This window comes from Proteus faecis (assembly GCF_030286765.1).
Lineage (GTDB): Bacteria > Pseudomonadota > Gammaproteobacteria > Enterobacterales > Enterobacteriaceae > Proteus > Proteus faecis.
This window is the reverse complement of the sequence record NZ_JASVWV010000011.1, coordinates 57,039-74,212: the sequence shown is the minus strand read 5'-3', so window position 1 is coordinate 74,212 and position 17,174 is coordinate 57,039. Positions and strand designations below refer to the sequence as shown.

General features: G+C 40.6%; 17 protein-coding genes. 10 read left to right on the top strand and 7 right to left on the bottom strand.

The annotated features are described in order from the left end of the window. Nucleotides 1-10 precede the first annotated feature (10 nt). The 9 genes from mreC (at nucleotide 11) to QSH13_RS14035 (ending at nucleotide 10,667) form a co-directional block, all read left to right on the top strand. Nucleotides 11-1,054 carry a rod shape-determining protein MreC gene (gene mreC, locus QSH13_RS14075; RefSeq protein WP_109396103.1) on the top strand — a complete coding sequence of 348 codons (1,044 nt, stop codon included), beginning with the start codon at nucleotides 11-13 and terminating at the stop codon, nucleotides 1,052-1,054. Nucleotides 1,055-1,059: 5 nt separating this feature from the next. Beyond that, nucleotides 1,060-1,548: a rod shape-determining protein MreD gene (gene mreD / locus QSH13_RS14070; RefSeq protein ID WP_109396102.1), complete on the top strand. Its 489-nt coding sequence runs from the start codon at nucleotides 1,060-1,062 to the stop codon at nucleotides 1,546-1,548. Nucleotides 1,549-1,600: 52 nt separating this feature from the next. Continuing rightward, the gene (locus tag QSH13_RS14065; protein WP_109396101.1) at nucleotides 1,601-2,188 is read left to right on the top strand and encodes a Maf family protein; all 588 of its coding nucleotides are present in this window, start codon (nucleotides 1,601-1,603) and stop codon (nucleotides 2,186-2,188) included. Beyond that, nucleotides 2,185-3,654, top strand: a complete 1,470-nt coding sequence (gene rng, locus QSH13_RS14060; RefSeq protein ID WP_109396100.1) for a ribonuclease G — start codon at nucleotides 2,185-2,187, stop codon at nucleotides 3,652-3,654. The genes QSH13_RS14065 and rng overlap by 4 nt, the downstream gene beginning before the upstream one ends. 45 nt (nucleotides 3,655-3,699) lie before the next feature. Further along, entirely contained in the window at nucleotides 3,700-7,500 is a 3,801-nt protein-coding gene (gene yhdP, locus QSH13_RS14055) for an AsmA2 domain-containing protein YhdP (protein WP_286039301.1), read from the top strand. Continuing rightward, the gene (gene nit1, locus QSH13_RS14050) at nucleotides 7,497-8,357 is read left to right on the top strand and encodes a deaminated glutathione amidase (RefSeq protein ID WP_109396098.1); all 861 of its coding nucleotides are present in this window, start codon (nucleotides 7,497-7,499) and stop codon (nucleotides 8,355-8,357) included. The genes yhdP and nit1 overlap by 4 nt, the downstream gene beginning before the upstream one ends. Continuing rightward, nucleotides 8,354-9,799 (top strand): metalloprotease TldD, encoded by a 1,446-nt coding sequence (gene tldD, locus QSH13_RS14045; protein WP_286039300.1) that lies wholly within the window; start codon nucleotides 8,354-8,356, stop codon nucleotides 9,797-9,799. Before nit1 ends, tldD begins: the two co-directional genes overlap by 4 nt. 86 nt (nucleotides 9,800-9,885) lie before the next feature. Next, nucleotides 9,886-10,386 (top strand): ribonuclease domain-containing protein, encoded by a 501-nt coding sequence (locus tag QSH13_RS14040; RefSeq protein WP_109407098.1) that lies wholly within the window; start codon nucleotides 9,886-9,888, stop codon nucleotides 10,384-10,386. Beyond that, nucleotides 10,386-10,667 carry a barstar family protein gene (locus tag QSH13_RS14035; RefSeq protein ID WP_109396095.1) on the top strand — a complete coding sequence of 94 codons (282 nt, stop codon included), beginning with the start codon at nucleotides 10,386-10,388 and terminating at the stop codon, nucleotides 10,665-10,667. Before QSH13_RS14040 ends, QSH13_RS14035 begins: the two co-directional genes overlap by 1 nt. Nucleotides 10,668-10,738: 71 nt before the next feature. On the opposite strand, the gene yjgA is transcribed toward QSH13_RS14035, so the two are convergent. Further along, complete coding sequence (yjgA, locus tag QSH13_RS14030) at nucleotides 10,739-11,299, bottom strand: ribosome biogenesis factor YjgA (RefSeq protein ID WP_109396112.1); 561 nt, start codon at nucleotides 11,297-11,299, stop codon at nucleotides 10,739-10,741. A gap of 187 nt (nucleotides 11,300-11,486) precedes the next feature. Between yjgA and pmbA the strand changes: the two genes are divergently transcribed. Next, on the top strand, nucleotides 11,487-12,815 hold the full coding sequence (gene pmbA / locus QSH13_RS14025) for a metalloprotease PmbA (RefSeq protein WP_185901644.1): 1,329 nt from the start codon (nucleotides 11,487-11,489) through the stop codon (nucleotides 12,813-12,815). Nucleotides 12,816-12,932: 117 nt separating this feature from the next. Here pmbA and rnk read toward each other — a convergent pair whose 3' ends face one another. From rnk to rpoN, 6 genes are all read right to left on the bottom strand, one after another. Further along, nucleotides 12,933-13,343: a nucleoside diphosphate kinase regulator gene (gene rnk / locus QSH13_RS14020; RefSeq protein WP_023582881.1), complete on the bottom strand. Its 411-nt coding sequence runs from the start codon at nucleotides 13,341-13,343 to the stop codon at nucleotides 12,933-12,935. 175 nt (nucleotides 13,344-13,518) lie between these two features. Continuing rightward, nucleotides 13,519-13,791, bottom strand: a complete 273-nt coding sequence (gene npr / locus QSH13_RS14015) for a PTS phosphocarrier protein NPr (protein WP_006535359.1) — start codon at nucleotides 13,789-13,791, stop codon at nucleotides 13,519-13,521. Further along, on the bottom strand, nucleotides 13,788-14,642 hold the full coding sequence (gene rapZ, locus QSH13_RS14010; protein ID WP_023582880.1) for an RNase adapter RapZ: 855 nt from the start codon (nucleotides 14,640-14,642) through the stop codon (nucleotides 13,788-13,790). The genes npr and rapZ overlap by 4 nt, the downstream gene beginning before the upstream one ends. Before the next feature lie 79 nt (nucleotides 14,643-14,721). Further along, complete coding sequence (gene ptsN / locus QSH13_RS14005) at nucleotides 14,722-15,189, bottom strand: PTS IIA-like nitrogen regulatory protein PtsN (protein WP_109396093.1); 468 nt, start codon at nucleotides 15,187-15,189, stop codon at nucleotides 14,722-14,724. A 149-nt stretch (nucleotides 15,190-15,338) separates the two neighbouring features. After that, on the bottom strand, nucleotides 15,339-15,626 hold the full coding sequence (hpf, locus tag QSH13_RS14000) for a ribosome hibernation promoting factor (RefSeq protein ID WP_036913954.1): 288 nt from the start codon (nucleotides 15,624-15,626) through the stop codon (nucleotides 15,339-15,341). Nucleotides 15,627-15,649: 23 nt separating this feature from the next. After that, nucleotides 15,650-17,131, bottom strand: a complete 1,482-nt coding sequence (gene rpoN / locus QSH13_RS13995; RefSeq protein WP_109396092.1) for an RNA polymerase factor sigma-54 — start codon at nucleotides 17,129-17,131, stop codon at nucleotides 15,650-15,652. Between the last annotated feature and the right edge of the window lie 43 nt (nucleotides 17,132-17,174).

Sequence of the window (17,174 nt, the reverse complement as noted above, 5' to 3'; positions counted from 1 at the left end):
CTTAGAGTTTATGAAGCCAATTTTTAGTCGGGGCCCTTCCCTGCAACTAAGATTAATAATCGCCGTGGTTGTCGCAATCTCTTTATTGATTGCTGATAATCGTATTGGTGCATTTTCTAAAGTCCGCCAGTATCTTGATACTGCTGTTAGTCCCTTCTATTTTCTTGCAAATGGCCCACGCCGTTTCCTTGATCAAATTTCAGAAACATTTGCTACACGTGAGCGTTTACAATTTGAGAATCAAGCGTTAAGAAAAGAGCTATTAGTGCGTAGCGGAGAAAGCCAATTATTGGAGCAATTTAAACAAGAGAACGCCCGTTTACGAGAATTACTTGGTTCACCACTGCGCCAAAATGAACAAATGACAGTAACACAAGTACTGTCTGGTAATAGCACGCCGTATCGAGATCAAGTGGTTATTGATAAAGGAACCAACGATGGTGTCTATGAAGGGCAACCTGTCATTAGTGATAAAGGTGTTGTAGGACAAGTTATTGCCGTAAGTGAGCTTACGAGTCGTGTGCTATTAATATGTGACACTTCTCATGCATTGCCTGTACAAGTTTTGCGTAACGATATTCGAGTTATAGCTTCTGGTGCAGGCTGTGCCGATGATTTATTGTTAGAAGCATTACCAGCCAATATTGATATCCGTGTTGGTGATGTTTTAGTGACATCAGGGTTGGGGGGACGTTTCCCTGAGGGATATCCTGTTGGTGTGGTCTCTTCAGTTAAAGTGGATAATCAGCGGGCTTACTCCGTGATCAATGTTCGACCTTCAGCAGAGTTACAACGTTTACGCTATTTGCTTTTATTATGGAATACATCAGATAAAACGGGAGAGCCGCCTCTACCTTCCGAGGTTTATCACGCGGCGAATGAGCGTTTAATGCAACTGATGCCTCAAGTTTTACCTAATTATGAACAAGCAGGGCCTCCGCTTCCTCGTTCTATGTCTCAAGAGCCATTAGGTAATACGGCTGAAGAAACTAACGGAACTGTGACACCAGCGACAAATACACCTGCTAATACCAATAATACAAGAAGTAGGTAGACACGATGAATCCATATCAAAGTCGTGGGCGTTGGGTTGTTTGGCTCTCTTTTCTTGTCGCATTAGTGTTACAAATTATGCCGTGGCCAGAGCAGTTAGAAGTCTATCGACCTATTTGGCCTATGTTATTTCTTATTTATTGGGTAACAGCAATTCCTCATCGTATCAGTGTCGGAACCGCGTTTGTTTTGGGGATGATTATAGATCTAGTCCAAGGAACTACCTTGGGGGTCAATGCATTGGCCTATACTTTAGTGAGTTATGTTATCGCCTTTAAATATCAGCTTTTTTGTAATTTAGCGTTATGGCAACAAGCCTTAGTGGTGATGTTAAGTGTTGTCGTTGTCGATCTTGCTGTATTTTGGGCGGAATTTTTACTTTCACCAGTGACTTTTCACCCTCAAGTATTCTGGAATAGTCCAGTCAGTGGTATTCTTTGGCCATGGCTTTATTTTTTGCTTCGCAAAATCCGTCACCAGTTTTTAGTTCACTAAGTTATTGGATCATGGCGGTCTCTTTTGCGTTACCGTCATGAGGACATTATTTGTGACCACGCTTTACCTTGCTTCCAGCTCACCAAGAAGACGTGAACTTCTCGCGTTATTAGATGTTGAATTTAGTATTATTACGCCCGCAATTGATGAAATTTGGCAACAAGGTGAAAAACCAGAAGAGTATGTTCTTCGTTTGGCAAGAGAGAAATCACAAGAAGGTGTAAGACAAGCTCCTTATGATTATCCCGTTTTGGGCTCTGATACTATTGTAGTTCATGATGGTCATATTCTTGAAAAACCTCGGGATAAAGCCCATGCTGCGCAAATCCTACGTTCATTATCAGGCGCAACACATCAAGTGATGACAGCAATTGCTATCTCTAATAGAACACACACCTTGAGTCAATTAGTCGTCACTCACGTCACTTTTAGAGAGATGACAGAGAGTGAAATTAGCGCGTATATTGAGTCAGGCGAGCCAATGGATAAAGCTGGCGCTTACGGTATTCAAGGAAAAGGAGGCCGTTTTGTTCAACGGATTGAGGGAAGTTATCATGCTGTTGTCGGATTGCCTCTTGTTGAAACCGAAGCCTTGATAGCTCAATTTTCGTCTCTAGCTAATGAGAAGGAGATTTCATGACAGCTGAGTTATTAGTGAATGTGACGCCATCTGAAACTCGTGTTGCCTATATTCGCGGAGGCATACTTCAAGAAATTCATGTCGAAAGAGAAGCGAAACGAGGTATCGTCGGAAACATTTACAAAGGTCGGGTAAGTCGCGTATTACCCGGGATGCAAGCTGCATTTATTGACATTGGGCTAGATAAAGCCGCTTTTCTACATGCTTCTGATATTATGCCTCACACTGAATGTATTGCGGGTGAAGAGCAGAAAAAATTTAATGTTCGTGATATTGCGCAACTGGTGCATCAAGGGCAAGACTTAATTGTACAAGTGGTTAAAGATCCTTTAGGAACAAAAGGCGCTCGGCTTACTACCGATATTACATTACCTTCTCGCTATTTAGTGTTTATGCCGGGTGCATCTCATGTCGGTGTTTCTCAGCGAATTGACAGTGAAGAAGAGCGTGAGCGTTTAAAGCAACTTGTTGAAGAGTATTGCGATGAAAATGGCGGTTTTATTATCCGTACCGCCGCTGAAGGCGTCGGCGAAAATGAAATTAAGCAAGATGCCGCTTTTCTTAAACGCCTATGGCATAAAATCATTGAGCGTAAGAAAAGAAATAAAACCCGTATTCAAATTTATGGTGAACTGGCTTTAGCACAGCGTATTTTACGTGATTTTGCTGGTTCTGAATTAGATAGCATACGAGTTGATTCTAAATTAACCTATAATCAATTACAGGAATTTATTGGTGAATATATTCCTGAATTAACCGCTAAACTTGAATTACACCAAGGCAATCAGCCTATTTTTGATCTCTACGGTGTAGAAAGTGAAATTCAACGGGCTTTAGAGCGCAAAGTTGAGTTGAAATCAGGTGGTTATCTGATTATCGATCAAACTGAAGCAATGACCACTATTGATATCAATACAGGGGCATTTGTTGGTCATCGTAATTTAGAAGAAACGATTTTTAATACGAATATTGAAGCAAGCCAAGCCATTGCTCGTCAATTACGGTTACGTAATTTAGGCGGTATCATCATTATTGACTTTATTGATATGAATAATGATGAACATAAACGCAGAGTATTAGCATCACTTGAACAAGCGCTAAGTAAAGATAGAGTGAAAACCACGATTAATGGTTTTTCTCAACTTGGCTTAGTGGAGATGACGCGTAAAAGAACGCGGGAGAGCCTCGAACATGTTCTTTGTGATGATTGCCCAACTTGCCAAGGGCGAGGTACGGTAAAATCAGTTGAAACGGTATGTTATGAAATTTTACGTGAAATAGTGCGTGTGCATAAAACGATTGATGCAGATCGCTTCTTAGTTTACGCCTCCTCAGCAGTTGCCGAAGCATTAAAAGGCGATGAGTCACATGCATTAGCAGAGGTTGAAATTTTTGTCGGTAAACAAGTAAAAGTGCAAACTGAGCTACTTTATAGTCAGGAGCAATTTGATGTGGTGATGATGTAATGGATTCGCCTTCCTAATGAATATGATGGCAGAAAGGAGACAAAAATGAAGCGGCTGCCTAAATACCTGTTAGTGATAACAGTTTTTTGCCTCATCGTTTTTGCCTTGGTATTAAGTGGGTTTCGTTACTTTCTGCCGCGCTTAGATAGTTATCGCCCTGAAATAGAATCGTATCTTACGAAGCAACTCAATAGCCCCGTCTCAATGACAAAGATCATCGGGGAATGGCAGAATTTTGGCCCTGATATTCAAGTAGAAGGGCTGAATATTACTCATAAAGATGTGAACGTTACGGCAGAAAAAGTCACTTTTTCTTTTGATGTTTGGCGTTCATTATTCGCTTTTCGTCTTCAATTTCGTGAACTGACCTTTGAACAGTTATATGTTAATTACCATAACCCTATTTTTACTGGGCAAAGTGGAGATATAACGTTAACTGAACCTGATGATATCTCTTCAATTTTCCTTGAACAGTTTGATCGCTTTAAACTGATTGAAAGCCGTTTTGTGTTTTTAACCCCTTCCGGAGACACCAGTACATTACATGTACCTGAATTGATGTGGTTAAATCAGACAAATCGTCACCGCGCTCAAGGTGAAGTCACACTTGATACACCGATTAATCATTATGGAGGTTTAAAGGTACGCCTTGATCTCTATACCACAAAAAATGGTTTAATTGATAACGGTAAAGTATTTCTTACCGCAGATGATATTGATATCTCACCTTGGCTTAGTCAGTGGGTAAAAAATAACAGTGGAGTAGGTGAAGCCAAAGCCAGTTTGTCTAATTGGATTGAAATTACTCAAGGGCGTATTACTGGCAGTCAGTTGCAGATTCATCAAGGTGAAATGGACTGGAGTAATGATGGAACCACGCACGTATTAAATGTTGAAGATTTAATATTACGTATGAGAAGGCAAGAAAATGGTTGGCTTGCGGATGTTCCTTATACTCGAAAAATTACAATGGATGGTGAAGAGTGGCCTGATGGTTATTTAGCCGTTCTTTATCAACCAAAAGAAAAACAGCATGATGAAGCATGGCGTATTCGCGCCAAAAATATTGAGTTAGATAGGTTATATGCTGTATTGCCACTGTTCTCTTTTTTAACACCCGATTTTGTTCGTCAATGGCAGTATCGTCAATTTTCTGGTGTGGTTAATGATTTTGCATTAGATCTCACACCGGAAAACTTTGAGCAAAGCGCAATTAATCTCTCTTGGAAAAATGTGAGTTGGAAGCGTTGGCAAGAGATCCCTTCAGTACAACACTTTGGTGGGCAATTAAAAGGCAGTATGCAACGCGGTGAGCTTAATTTCACTCTAGAAAATAGTGAAATAGACACCGGTAAATTTTTTAAAGCCCCCTTGAATATTGAAAAAGGGAAAGGCACGGTTTATTGGACTCATTCTGGAGATAACTTATCTCTTTGGAGTGAAGGATTAGATATTCAAGCCACATCAGCATGGGTTGCAGGTGATTTTCGTTATGAGAAACAAGGTGAGGATCAGCGGCTTTCTATACTCTCAGGTGTCAGAGTCACAAATGCAGGAGATACATGGCGTTATCTGCCAGAAGAGTATGTTGGTAAAGCGTTAACACAATATCTCTCGGATGCAATTATTGCGGGTAATATCGATAATGGAACCTTTATTTTCCATGGTGATCCCGCCGATTTTCCTTTTGATAACCACAAAGGGTGGTTTCAAGTCTACGCCCCTGTTAAACAGGCAACCTTTAAATTTGATAGTGAATGGCCTGCATTGTTTAATCTGGATATTAATCTAGATTTTAAAAATGATGGGCTATGGATGTCTTCTGCACAAGCGAAAGTTGGTAAGGCAACAGCCACGAATTTAAGTGCGGTGATTGAGCGCTATCAACAGGAAAAGATCTTAATTAATGCGGATATTCAAGCCACAGGCGACGAGTTGAAAGAGTATTTTTTAGATTCTCAAATGGCGAGTATTGGTCATACGCTTGAAGAACTGAATGTGGCAGGAAAAATTAATGGTACATTGAAACTTGATATCCCATTTGATGGCGATGAGGTTGTGGCTTCTGGTGATATTAATTTAAAAGATAATGATGTCACTTTGAATTTTATGGATACCACGTTAAAAGGTGTGAGTGGACAGTTTCGTTATCATAATGACAAGCTTGAGAGTGATATATTAACGGCTAACTGGTTTGGGCAGCCTCTCGCTTTCTCGTTTACCAGTCACAATGATACAGATAATTATCAGGTTGATGTCGGCTTAAAAGGTCAATGGGATATTCAAAAAATTCAAGGGTTACCTAGCGATATTCAACAGAAATTTAGTGGTGTATTTCCATGGAATGGCAACGTTAATGTTAAGATCCCCGAAAAGGGTGATGTCGATTATCAAGTTGATTTAACTGGAAATATCAATGCATTAAGTAGCAAGTTAACAGCACCTGAAACACAAGATTTAAAAAACTCACCGCCTATTGTTATTTCTGCAAGCGGTAATAGTGAAACTTTAACTGTGAATGCTAATGCTGAAAAACAGTGGAAACTTAATAGCCAATGGGGATTAGGTAAACAGCTTCGTTTATTACAAGGTAACCTTGTTTCTTCTAGCCTTAAATTACCAGAGCTAAGCTCACAACAACGCTTAACCATTGCTCTTAAAGGATTAGAGGGTGATAAATGGTTGCCAACATTAATGGCTTTTTCATCTTTGACGCCGTCTGAAAATAAAATCACTTTTCCTGATAATGTGCATATCAGTTTACCTGATTTAAATCTTGCAGGGCAAAAATGGAATAATCCTCAAACTGAAATTATGCGCGTTAGAGAAGGGGTAAAATTTGCATTTTCAGGTAGTGAACTACGAGGTGATGTGTTTATTCCTGAAGCCTCAACACCTTGGCAAGTGAATATTAATTATCTCTATTTTAATGGCACCTCTTCTGCCCAAGAAGATAAACCGTTAAAAATGGCAAATATTTCTGATCCTAATGCATTAAAATTCTCGATAAGAAACGTTCCTTCTATTGATTTTGAATGTCGGGAGTGTTGGGTTAATGGGCTGCTTTTAGGAAAAATGGAAGGTTCGTTAAAACAAAATCAGGGCGCTTTATTTTTAACTGGCGGCAAATTAGAAAATAGTAGCGGTCAATTGTCGGTTAACGGAGTGTGGTCTGAAGACAATACGGGTAAGAGTACGACAAAATTAATAGGAAAATTAAAAGCCGAAGAAATTGACGAAATGGCGGCCTATTTTGGTTACATTATCCCGATTATTCAGTCCCCACTTGCCGCTGAGTTCTCGTTACAATGGCGTAATACACCGTGGAACTTTGAATTGGCTACTCTGCAAGGTGATATCAAATCAACTTTGGGCAAAGGACGCATAGAAAAAGTCAATGTCGGACAAGCTGGTAAATTACTACGATTGGTGAGTTTTGATGCACTTTTACGCAAATTACAGTTTGATTTTAGAGATACTTTTAGTGAGCATTTTGAGTATGATTCGATTAAAAGTGAAATTACGATTAATCAAGGTATTATGAATGCAGAGAGTGTACGTGTTGATGGTGTTATTGCTGATATAGCGATAAATGGGAAAGTGGATTTACTTGAACGAAAAATGGATCTACAAGTTGTAGTTACCCCTGAGATTTCAGCTACGGTCGGTGTTGCTACAGCTTTCGCAATAAACCCAATTGCAGGCGCCGCGGTGTTTGCGGCATCAAAGGTTCTGGGGCCACTTTGGAGTAAGATTTCAGTTATCCGTTATCATGTGACCGGAACTATGGAACAACCCAAAATTGACGAAGTACTGCGTCAGCTTAAGGAGAATCAGGCGTTATGAAAAAAGTTAATGTCGCACTTTTGCAACTTTGTAGCGGAAAAAACACAAAAAATAATCTGGCGCAAATCGAGCAACAGATTAAGCAATTACCCGATTCAGTGAAGCTGGTATTAACACCTGAAAATGCGTTACTTTTTTCAAACTCTAAAGATTACCATAAACACGCTGAAATTCAGGGTGATGGGCCGTTACAAAATGCGATTGCAAAAATGGCTCAGCGTTACAAAGTGTGGATCTTAGTCGGTTCTATGCCTTTGATTAGTCGAGATTCTCCAGATCAAATTACCAGTAGTAGTTTGGTATTTGATGATGAGGGAGTTATTCGTGCTCGTTATGACAAAATTCATATGTTTGATGTGAGCATTGATGACGAGCAAGGCGAATATAACGAATCTTCTATTTATCAACGCGGCGAGCGCCTAACAGTCGTTGATACTCCCGTTGGGAAATTAGGTTTAACAATCTGTTATGACTTACGCTTCCCAGGTCTTTTCCAAGCATTAAGAGAAAAAGGAGCAGAGATAATCTCTGTACCAGCGGCTTTTACCCGTTTAACAGGAAAAGCGCACTGGGAGCCTTTATTACGTGCTCGTGCTATTGAGAATCAGTGTATTATCTTAGCACCAGCACAAGTGGGTACACATGATACGCGTCGGACTTGGGGGCATACCATGGCGATTGATGGCTGGGGGAAAGTCTTGAAAAAGAACCCTGATGCTGTTAGTGCGTTAACGCTGAATATTGGCGTTGAGAGTTTACACGGTATGCGTGAGCAGATACGGGTTGTAAAACATAACCGCTTTCGCCCGAAATTGACCCACTTAATCAAAAAAGTTAAGGATAAAGAAGAATTATGAGTTTAGCTGTTGTCAGCGAAAGTCTGTTGGAAGCAAACAAACTTAGTTTAGATGATTTAGCATCAACACTAGAGCAGCTTGCACAGCGTCAAATTGATTATGGTGATCTTTATTTTCAGTCAAGTTATCACGAGGCTTGGATCCTCGACGATCAGATTATTAAAGATGGCTCTTACAATATTGATCAAGGTGTTGGCGTTAGAGCAATTTATGGTGAAAAAACCGGTTTTGCTTATGCCGATCAACTAACGCTTAATGCACTTAACCAAAGTGCACATGCTGCACGAAGTATTGTTCAGGCTAAAGGTAATGGTCGTATCCATACTTTAGGTGCTATTCAACATTCTCCGCTATACAGCTTACACGATCCTCTGCAAAGCCTCTCTCGTGAAGAAAAAATTGCGCTATTACATGAGGTAGATAAAGTCGCTCGAGCTGAAGATAAACGTGTTAAACAAGTGAATGCGTCATTAACGGGTGTTTATGAACATGTACTTGTTGCAGCAACAGACGGTACGTTAGCTGCCGATGTGCGTCCTTTAGTTCGCCTTTCAGTTAGTGTTCTGGTGGAAGAAGATGGCAAACGTGAGCGTGGTGCAAGTGGGGGCGGTGGTCGTTTTGGTTATGACTATTTCTTAACTAAAGTGGATGGTGAAAGTCATGCAATCACTTATGCCCGTGAAGCGGTACGTATGGCATTAGTCAATTTATCAGCAATTGCTGCACCTGCTGGAACAATGCCTGTGGTATTGGGCGCAGGATGGCCAGGTGTGTTATTGCATGAGGCTGTAGGGCATGGTTTAGAAGGTGACTTTAACCGTCGTGAAACTTCGGTATTTTCTGGTCGTATTGGTGAGAAAGTCACTTCTGATCTTTGTACGATTGTTGACGATGGTACTCTCGAAGGTCGCCGTGGCTCTGTTGCTATTGACGATGAAGGTGTACCAGGTCAATACAATGTCTTAATCGAAAACGGCATCTTAAAAGGCTATATGCAAGATAAGATGAATGCTCGTTTAATGGGGGTTGCGCCAACAGGAAATGGTCGTCGTGAGTCTTATGCGCATCTTCCTATGCCTCGCATGACAAATACCTATATGTTAGCAGGCAAATCTTCACCAGAAGAGATTATTGCTAGCGTTGATCGCGGTATTTACGCACCGAACTTTGGTGGCGGTCAGGTTGATATCACATCGGGTAAGTTTGTTTTCTCAACCTCTGAAGCTTATTTAATTGAGAATGGAAAAATAACCAAGCCAATTAAAGGGGCAACGCTGATTGGTTCTGGTATTGAAGCGATGCAACAGGTTTCTATGGTAGGTAATGATCTCGCTTTAGATAAAGGGGTTGGCGTTTGTGGTAAAGAAGGACAAAGCCTCCCTGTTGGTGTGGGTCAACCAACGTTGAAGCTTGATAAGATCACCGTAGGCGGGACTGCTTAGTTTTTGTTATAGTGATTTATACGTATTAATTAAACTCCATCTTTTGATGGAGTTTTTTATCTCAGCGACAGTAAAGGTGCTAATTTATGGGTAAACGTTTATTACCAGTTATTATTGTTATTGCTGTTTTATTTGGCGTTCTTTATAAAGGCCTACTTCCAGAAACGACAGTATCGTCCTCTTCAACCTCAATTTCTGTTCCAGCATCGTCGAGCAACAACAGCAACAAACCAGCGCAAATCCCACTCTCTATTGATGAAAAAACACAAGCTAATGCAGTGGCTAGCTATTTACAACGTCATCAACAGTTACCGAGCTTTTATCTCACTAAAAGACAAGCAAGAGAACAAGGCTGGAATGCGAAAGAAGGTAATTTATGTGAGGTTTTGCCTGGAAGAGCAATTGGAGGCGATCGTTTTATGAATCGTGAAAAACAACTACCAGAAGAGGCGGGGCGTCAGTGGTATGAAGCTGACGTGAATTATCATTGTGGCCATCGTGGTAGTGATAGATTGCTCTATTCAAATGATGGACTGATTTATCTCACGACCGATCATTACCGTACAGTGACAAAGGTTACCCCTTAATGAAACAGGTTATCTTCGATTTTAAACGACTGGTAGATAGAGACGCCTTTTACCACGATTTTGCATTGCAATTTCAGTTAGATGATAAATTTGGCGGTAACCTAGATGCGTTATGGGATGCGTTAGTGGGAGAAATCGAATTGCCAGTTAGTATTGTTTTTAAGCATTTTCCTCATTATTCTCGTGATTTTCAACCTTTGGTGGAATTGATGCAAGAAGCTCAAAATGAGCTTGGTAAAGATGTATTAAGTTTTCATTGTGAGCATAAAACGCAAAAGTAACTCAGAGTAGATTAGCCCCTGAAAATCGCAGTGAGGCAGAGTTTACACTGCGTTTTCAGGATGATCAGGTTTTATGCTGATTCTGATAAATCTTTTAGATATTGAAACAATAAGCGGAATGATTTTGGTGGCTTATTTGCTTCTTTTTCTTTTTTTGCATTACGGATCAGTGTGCGTAATTGTTGGCGATCAGCCATTGGATAAAGCGCAACAACTTCTTCAATCACTTCATTACCACCTTCGATAAGGCGAATTCGTAGATCTTCAAGTTTATGTAACACTAAGATCTGTTGATTGTGGCGGTTTTTTAGTTTATCAAGCGCTTGGCGGATTGGTTCTTCATCCACATTGCGCAGTAGCTTTCCAATATATTGAATTTGGCGACGGCGTGCTTCACGCTGTACTTTTTGTGCGAGTTGAATAGAAGATAATAATTTTTCATCTAATGGCACACGCTCTAGTTCTTGAGCACTTAATTCAACTAATTCAGTTCCCAGTTTTTTGAGTGCTTCAGCATCACGTTTAATTTCGCTTTTGCTGACCCAGATGATTTCTTCCTCTTCTTCCTCTTCTGACGATGTATCGTCAAATTCAGGATTGAGGTAATGCCACTCTTCAGGCTGCTTTGCCATAATAGAAATTCCTGTTGCAGAGTAAGCCGGGAGTGTGATTTGGTGAATGACCAAAAGCCCGACGGGTGATAACATTCATATATCTTCTATTGTAACTGGGAAAATCGCTTGTTGACCACCTGTCAATTGATTTACTTTGCTAAAAATAAGTAAAAAGTGGTGTTCTCCTTAGGAAAAATGGTTCTCAATGAATAATTCAGATCAGGTAAAACAGCTTGAAGATGCTGTCTCTCTCGCATTAGAGCTGGCAGCAAAACAGTGTGATGGCGCTGAAGTCGCTATTAATAAATCGACGGGGATTAGTGTAAGTACACGTTACGGTGAAGTTGAAAATGTCGAATTTAACAGTGATGGCGCGTTGGGCATTACGGTTTATCAACAACAACGTAAAGGTAGTGCATCTTCAACAGATTTAAGCCCTGATGCGATCAAGCGTGCCGTACAAGCCGCAGTGGATATTGCGCGCTACACTTCAGCTGACCCATATGCAGGGCCTGCTGATCAAGAGCTCTTAGCGTTTGATGCGCCTTTCCTTGATCTTTACCATCCTACCGAAATTACGGCAGATAAAGCGATTGAATTAGCATCAAGAGCAGAAAAAGCCGCTTTAGATAGCGATAGCCGCATTATTAATACAGAAGGGGGCAGCTTTAATAGTCACAGTGGAACCCGTGTATTTGGTAATAGTCTTGGTTTATTAAAAAGCTATTCATCTTCACGTTATTCGATGTCGAGCTGTGTTATTGCTCGTGATGGTGAAGATATGGAGCGCGACTATGCTTACACCATTAGTCGTCGTTTTGCTGATCTTGAATCACCTGAGTGGGTGGGGCAAGAGTGTGCGCGTCGTACTTTATCTCGCTTAGCACCTCGTAAACTACCAACCATGAAAGCTCCCGTTATTTTTGCGGCCGATGTTGCGACAGGTATTTTTGGTCATTTGGTGTCGGCAATCAGTGGTAGCATGATTTATCGTGAATCTTCTTGTTTACTTGATAGCTTAGGTAAGCAAATTTTCCCTCAGTGGTTAAATATTCAAGAACGTCCTCATTTAATAAGAGGTTTGGCATCAACACCATTTGATAGTGAAGGTGTACGTACAACGAATGCTGAAATTATTAAAGATGGCGTATTACAAGAGTGGTTATTAACCACATATTCAGCAAGAAAACTGGGTTTAAAAAGTAATGGTCATGCTGGTGGTATTCATAACTGGTATATTCCAGGGCAAGGCTTATCGTTTGATGCGCTGTTAAAAGAGATGGGAACAGGCCTAGTTGTTACTGAATTGATGGGACAAGGTGTCAGCACAGTAACGGGTGATTACTCTCGTGGTGCGAGCGGTTTTTGGGTTGAAAACGGTGAAATTCAATATCCTGTAAGTGAAGTGACAATTGCAGGTAACTTAAAAGAGATGTGGGCAAATATTGCTACTATGGGTGATGATATTGAGACGCGCAGTAATGTTCAGTGTGGATCGTTGTTATTACCAGAAATGAGTATTGCAGGTGAGTAAATTTTAGATACTTATTGCAACCTTTAATCTCAGCCCGCAATGGGCTGAGATATCGCGTTTACCCGTGTGCTTTTCAATTTGAGAAGATAAAAATAAGACGCGAACCTTCAGCTCTGCTTAACGGTGTAATTCACCTGCAGCTTCAGGTTGGTATAGAATTTCTAATACTTTAACCTTGGTTTCAAGGCCATTTGGCAGCTTCCAACTGATCTCATCATCAATCGCTAAACCCAGTAGAGCAGCCCCCATGGGTGCCATGACTGAAAGTTCAGTGGCGCTGTCTTTTAATGAAGCGGGATACACTAAAGTACGAGTACGTTCTTCATTATTTTTTAAGTCCATAAAACGGACTGTGCTGTTCATTGTGACAATATTAGCAGGGATATCAGCTGGTGTAACAATGTCAGCACGATCTAATTCTTCATTCAATGCTTCAGCAATCGGGCTATCTGCAAATGCTGGTTGTTCAAGTAATGAATCTAAACGTTCTGCATCAAGTTCGTTGATGATAATTGTTGGCTTTGTCATACCATACTCCAATTTATTCCAATGCAAAACAACACCCCCACGGGTGAGGTGGGGGTGTTGTTAAACTCATATAAGAGATAATAGGCGGTTCTGTATAAAAAAGAAAGAGACAGTGATCACAGTCTCTTTCTGGTTATTTAGTTAAGAAATGCTAATCTATTGTTTTCTATTACGATTATTCTTCATCAAACCCCGATTCAAATAATGCGATAATAGCATCAATAGCTTCATTTTCATCACTACCAGTAACTTCTATATCAATTTGACTGCCTTGCTCTGAATCTAACATCAGCATAGCAATCACACTATCCGCTTGTGCTTCAACCCCTTCGTTGTTACGTAAAATGACGGTTGATTGAAATGTTTTGACTAAATCAAATAATTTCATTGCAGGCCTTGCATGCATACCGAGTCGATTTTTAATCGCAACTTGTCGATATTGGGTCATTTGCGTTTTTCTAGAGTTCTGTGACGTGATTGTACGTTTTTCCCTCTAGAGCGGAAATAATCGGCGAGTTGTTCAGCAACATAAACTGAACGGTGTTTCCCCCCCGTACAACCAATTGCAACCGTCAAATAACTACGGTTATTGGTTTCTAACATCGGCAACCAAAGTTCAAGGTAGCTTCTAGTTTGATAAATAAAGTTATGAACTTCGGTGTGTCTATCTAAAAATGCCGCGACAGGGCGATCAAGACCTGTCATTGGACGCAGTTTTGGATCCCAATGTGGATTGGGTAAGAATCGCACATCAAAAACATAATCCGCATCAATAGGAATACCATGCTTAAAGCCAAATGATTCAAAGACCATCGTTAACTCACGTTCACGCTTGCCTAATAAGCGAGTCCGTAGCATTTCTGCAAGCTCATGAACTGACATTTCTGAGGTGTCAATGATGAGATCAGCGCGTGATCGTAATGGCTCAAGCAGATCACTTTCGGTATCAATTGCCATTTCTAGCGAAAGATTTTTGGTCGAAAGTGGGTGAAGACGTCGAGTATCACTATAACGACGAATTAAAGTATTTCTATCTGCGTCTAAAAATAAGAGTTGTGGAGAATATTCAGCGGGTAAACTTTCTAGCGCTTTTTCGAAGATCTCCGGCGACTCAGGCATATTTCGGACATCAATACTGACTGCGGCAGCAGAAGCATCACGTTCAGCCAGTGTTTTTGCGAGCTCCGGTAAAAGATCAACAGGTAAGTTATCAACACAATAAAATCCCATGTCTTCAAGCGCACGCAAAGCGACTGACTTACCTGAACCAGAGCGTCCGCTGACTATCATCAGCACCATGAGGTAGCTCCCCTATAAATTCCCAGTGATGAATATCATTCCACTGTATGCTATTCGCGTCCCATTAAACCCGTAGGGGTTATTCTGTGATAATCTGATAAAGCTCTTCATCACTTTGTGCGGAGCGTAGTCGGCGACATAAGTTTTTGTCTGCCAACTGTTTTGCAATTAAAGACAGTGTGTGTAAATGTTCCTTGCATTGTGTCGCAGGAACGAGTAATGCGAACAACAAGTCGACAGGTTGATTATCAATAGCGTCGAAGGCAATAGGTTCGCTTAGGTGAAGAAACACGCCAACTACTTTTTCTGTTTCATCACTTTCAATACGTCCATGAGGGATTGCTAAACCACCCCCAATTCCTGTTGTACCGACTTTTTCACGCGTCAGTAAGGCCTCAAATATCAGTGTTTCGGGTAAATTAAGTGCTTTTGCCGCATTTTCACTGATAATTTCTAACGCGCGCTTTTTACTCGTGCAATGTACATTATTATGCGTACATGCCAGAGAAAGTACGTCGCTAATATTCATCTTTGTATCGTTGTTCATTGTCTTATTCACTTAGACCAGCAAACCAGATGCCACAAAGTGACATCTGGTTTTTCGTTACTGATATTGATTAGGCGTTGGTTTAAACCGAGTCATAAACAACGCAGTAACTTCGCCGATTGTATCCCCATTTTACAATGGGAAATGAATTAATGTTGTCTCAGTTTATCTTTGTGTTTGGTTAATTGACGAGCCAGTTTATCCATTAATCCATCAATTGCTGCGTACATATCTTCTGCTTCTGCAGAGGCATGTAATTCACCGCCATTAACTTGAATGGTCGCTTCCGCGATTTTATTAACTTTCTCGACTTTCAGGATAACCTGAACGTTATTAATTTTGTCAAAGAACTGAGGTAATTTCGCGCTTTTTGCTTTGACGGTATCACGCAGAGCATCGGTTAATTCAATATTATGACCAGTGATTTGAAGTTCCATAGTGTCTTCCTTCTCAATTATGCTCAAACCAACTCTTTACGTTGATTTGAAGGCGGGATGGATAATGACTCTCTATACTTCGCAACAGTACGTCGAGCAACTTGTATGCCAAGTTCTGCGAGCATATCGGCCAGTTTACTATCACTAAGTGGTTTCGCTGGATTTTCTGCTGCGATTAGTTTCTTCACTAAAGCCCTGATTGCTGTTGAAGAGGCTTCACCTCCGCTATCAGTGTTCACATGGCTAGAGAAAAAATACTTCAATTCGAAAATTCCTCTCGGGCAATGCAAAAATTTCTGCGTTGTCACTCGAGAAATGGTGGATTCGTGCATTTCAACCTGTTCAGCAATATCAGCTAACACAAGAGGCTTCATATGCTCTTCACCGAATTCGAAAAATGCCTGCTGTGTGTCAACAATGCAATGAGCGACTTTTAATAATGTCTCATTTCGGCTTTCTAAACTTTTTATCAGCCATTTAGCTTCTTGTAAATTGTCACGAATAAATTTTCCATCGCTTTCATTTTGAGCCGATTGACCCAATGCTGCATAAGTCTCATTTATTCGTAGGCGAGGAATGCTATCTGTATTTAACTCAACTTGCCAGCGTTCACCTGATTTTTTTACTAGTATATCTGGAATAACATACTCTGACTCGCCTGTATCAATACTTAATCCGGGCTTAGGATCAAGAGACTGGATCATCTCAATAACAGATTTTAGTGTCTCTTCTCGTAACTTCGTTTGACGCATCAATTGACGAAAATCACGGTTACCTAGCAATTCTAAATATTGGCTAATGACTAACTGCGTTTCTTTAAGATAGGGTGTTTCTGTTGAAAAAGCGGATAGCTGAATCAAAAGACACTCTTTTAAATCACGTGCAGCAACACCAATAGGATCAAAGCGTTGAATACGTTTTAATACGGCTTCGACTTCATCTAGCTCTAATTCATCATCGCCCATTCCAGTAAGGATGTCATCTGTTGTGACAGTTAAATATCCTGTTTCATCAATAGCATCGATAATACTTATCGCAATGGCTCTGTCTGTTTCCGAAAATGGAGTGAGATCCGCCTGCCATGTTAGGTAATCTTGTAATGAGGCTGTAGTTTCACCTTGATACAGTGGCAGTTCATCATCAGTATAGTCATTACTGGTGCCAGAAGGTGTGCCTGCTGTGTAGATCTCTTCCCATTGTGTATCTAAAGGGAGATCATCAGGCATCTCTTTTTGTTCTAAAGCATCCAGTGTATCGAACTCTTCAACGTCGTTTTCAGTTGTTGTTTCTGTTGTTGAGTCTGACTGATCTTTTGTATGAGAGGTATCATCTAAAACGGGATCTTGTTGATCGTCGTCTTGTTCTAGAAGTGGATTAGATTCAAGCGCTTGTTGAATTTCTTGTTGTAATTCAAGCGTCGAAAGTTGCAACAAACGAATAGCCTGTTGTAGCTGTGGCGTCATTGCCAGTTGCTGACTAAGACGAAGTTGCAAACTTTGTTTCATAATAATGCGATGAGTCCTTTGCTGTTGTCATCCATGACAGAGT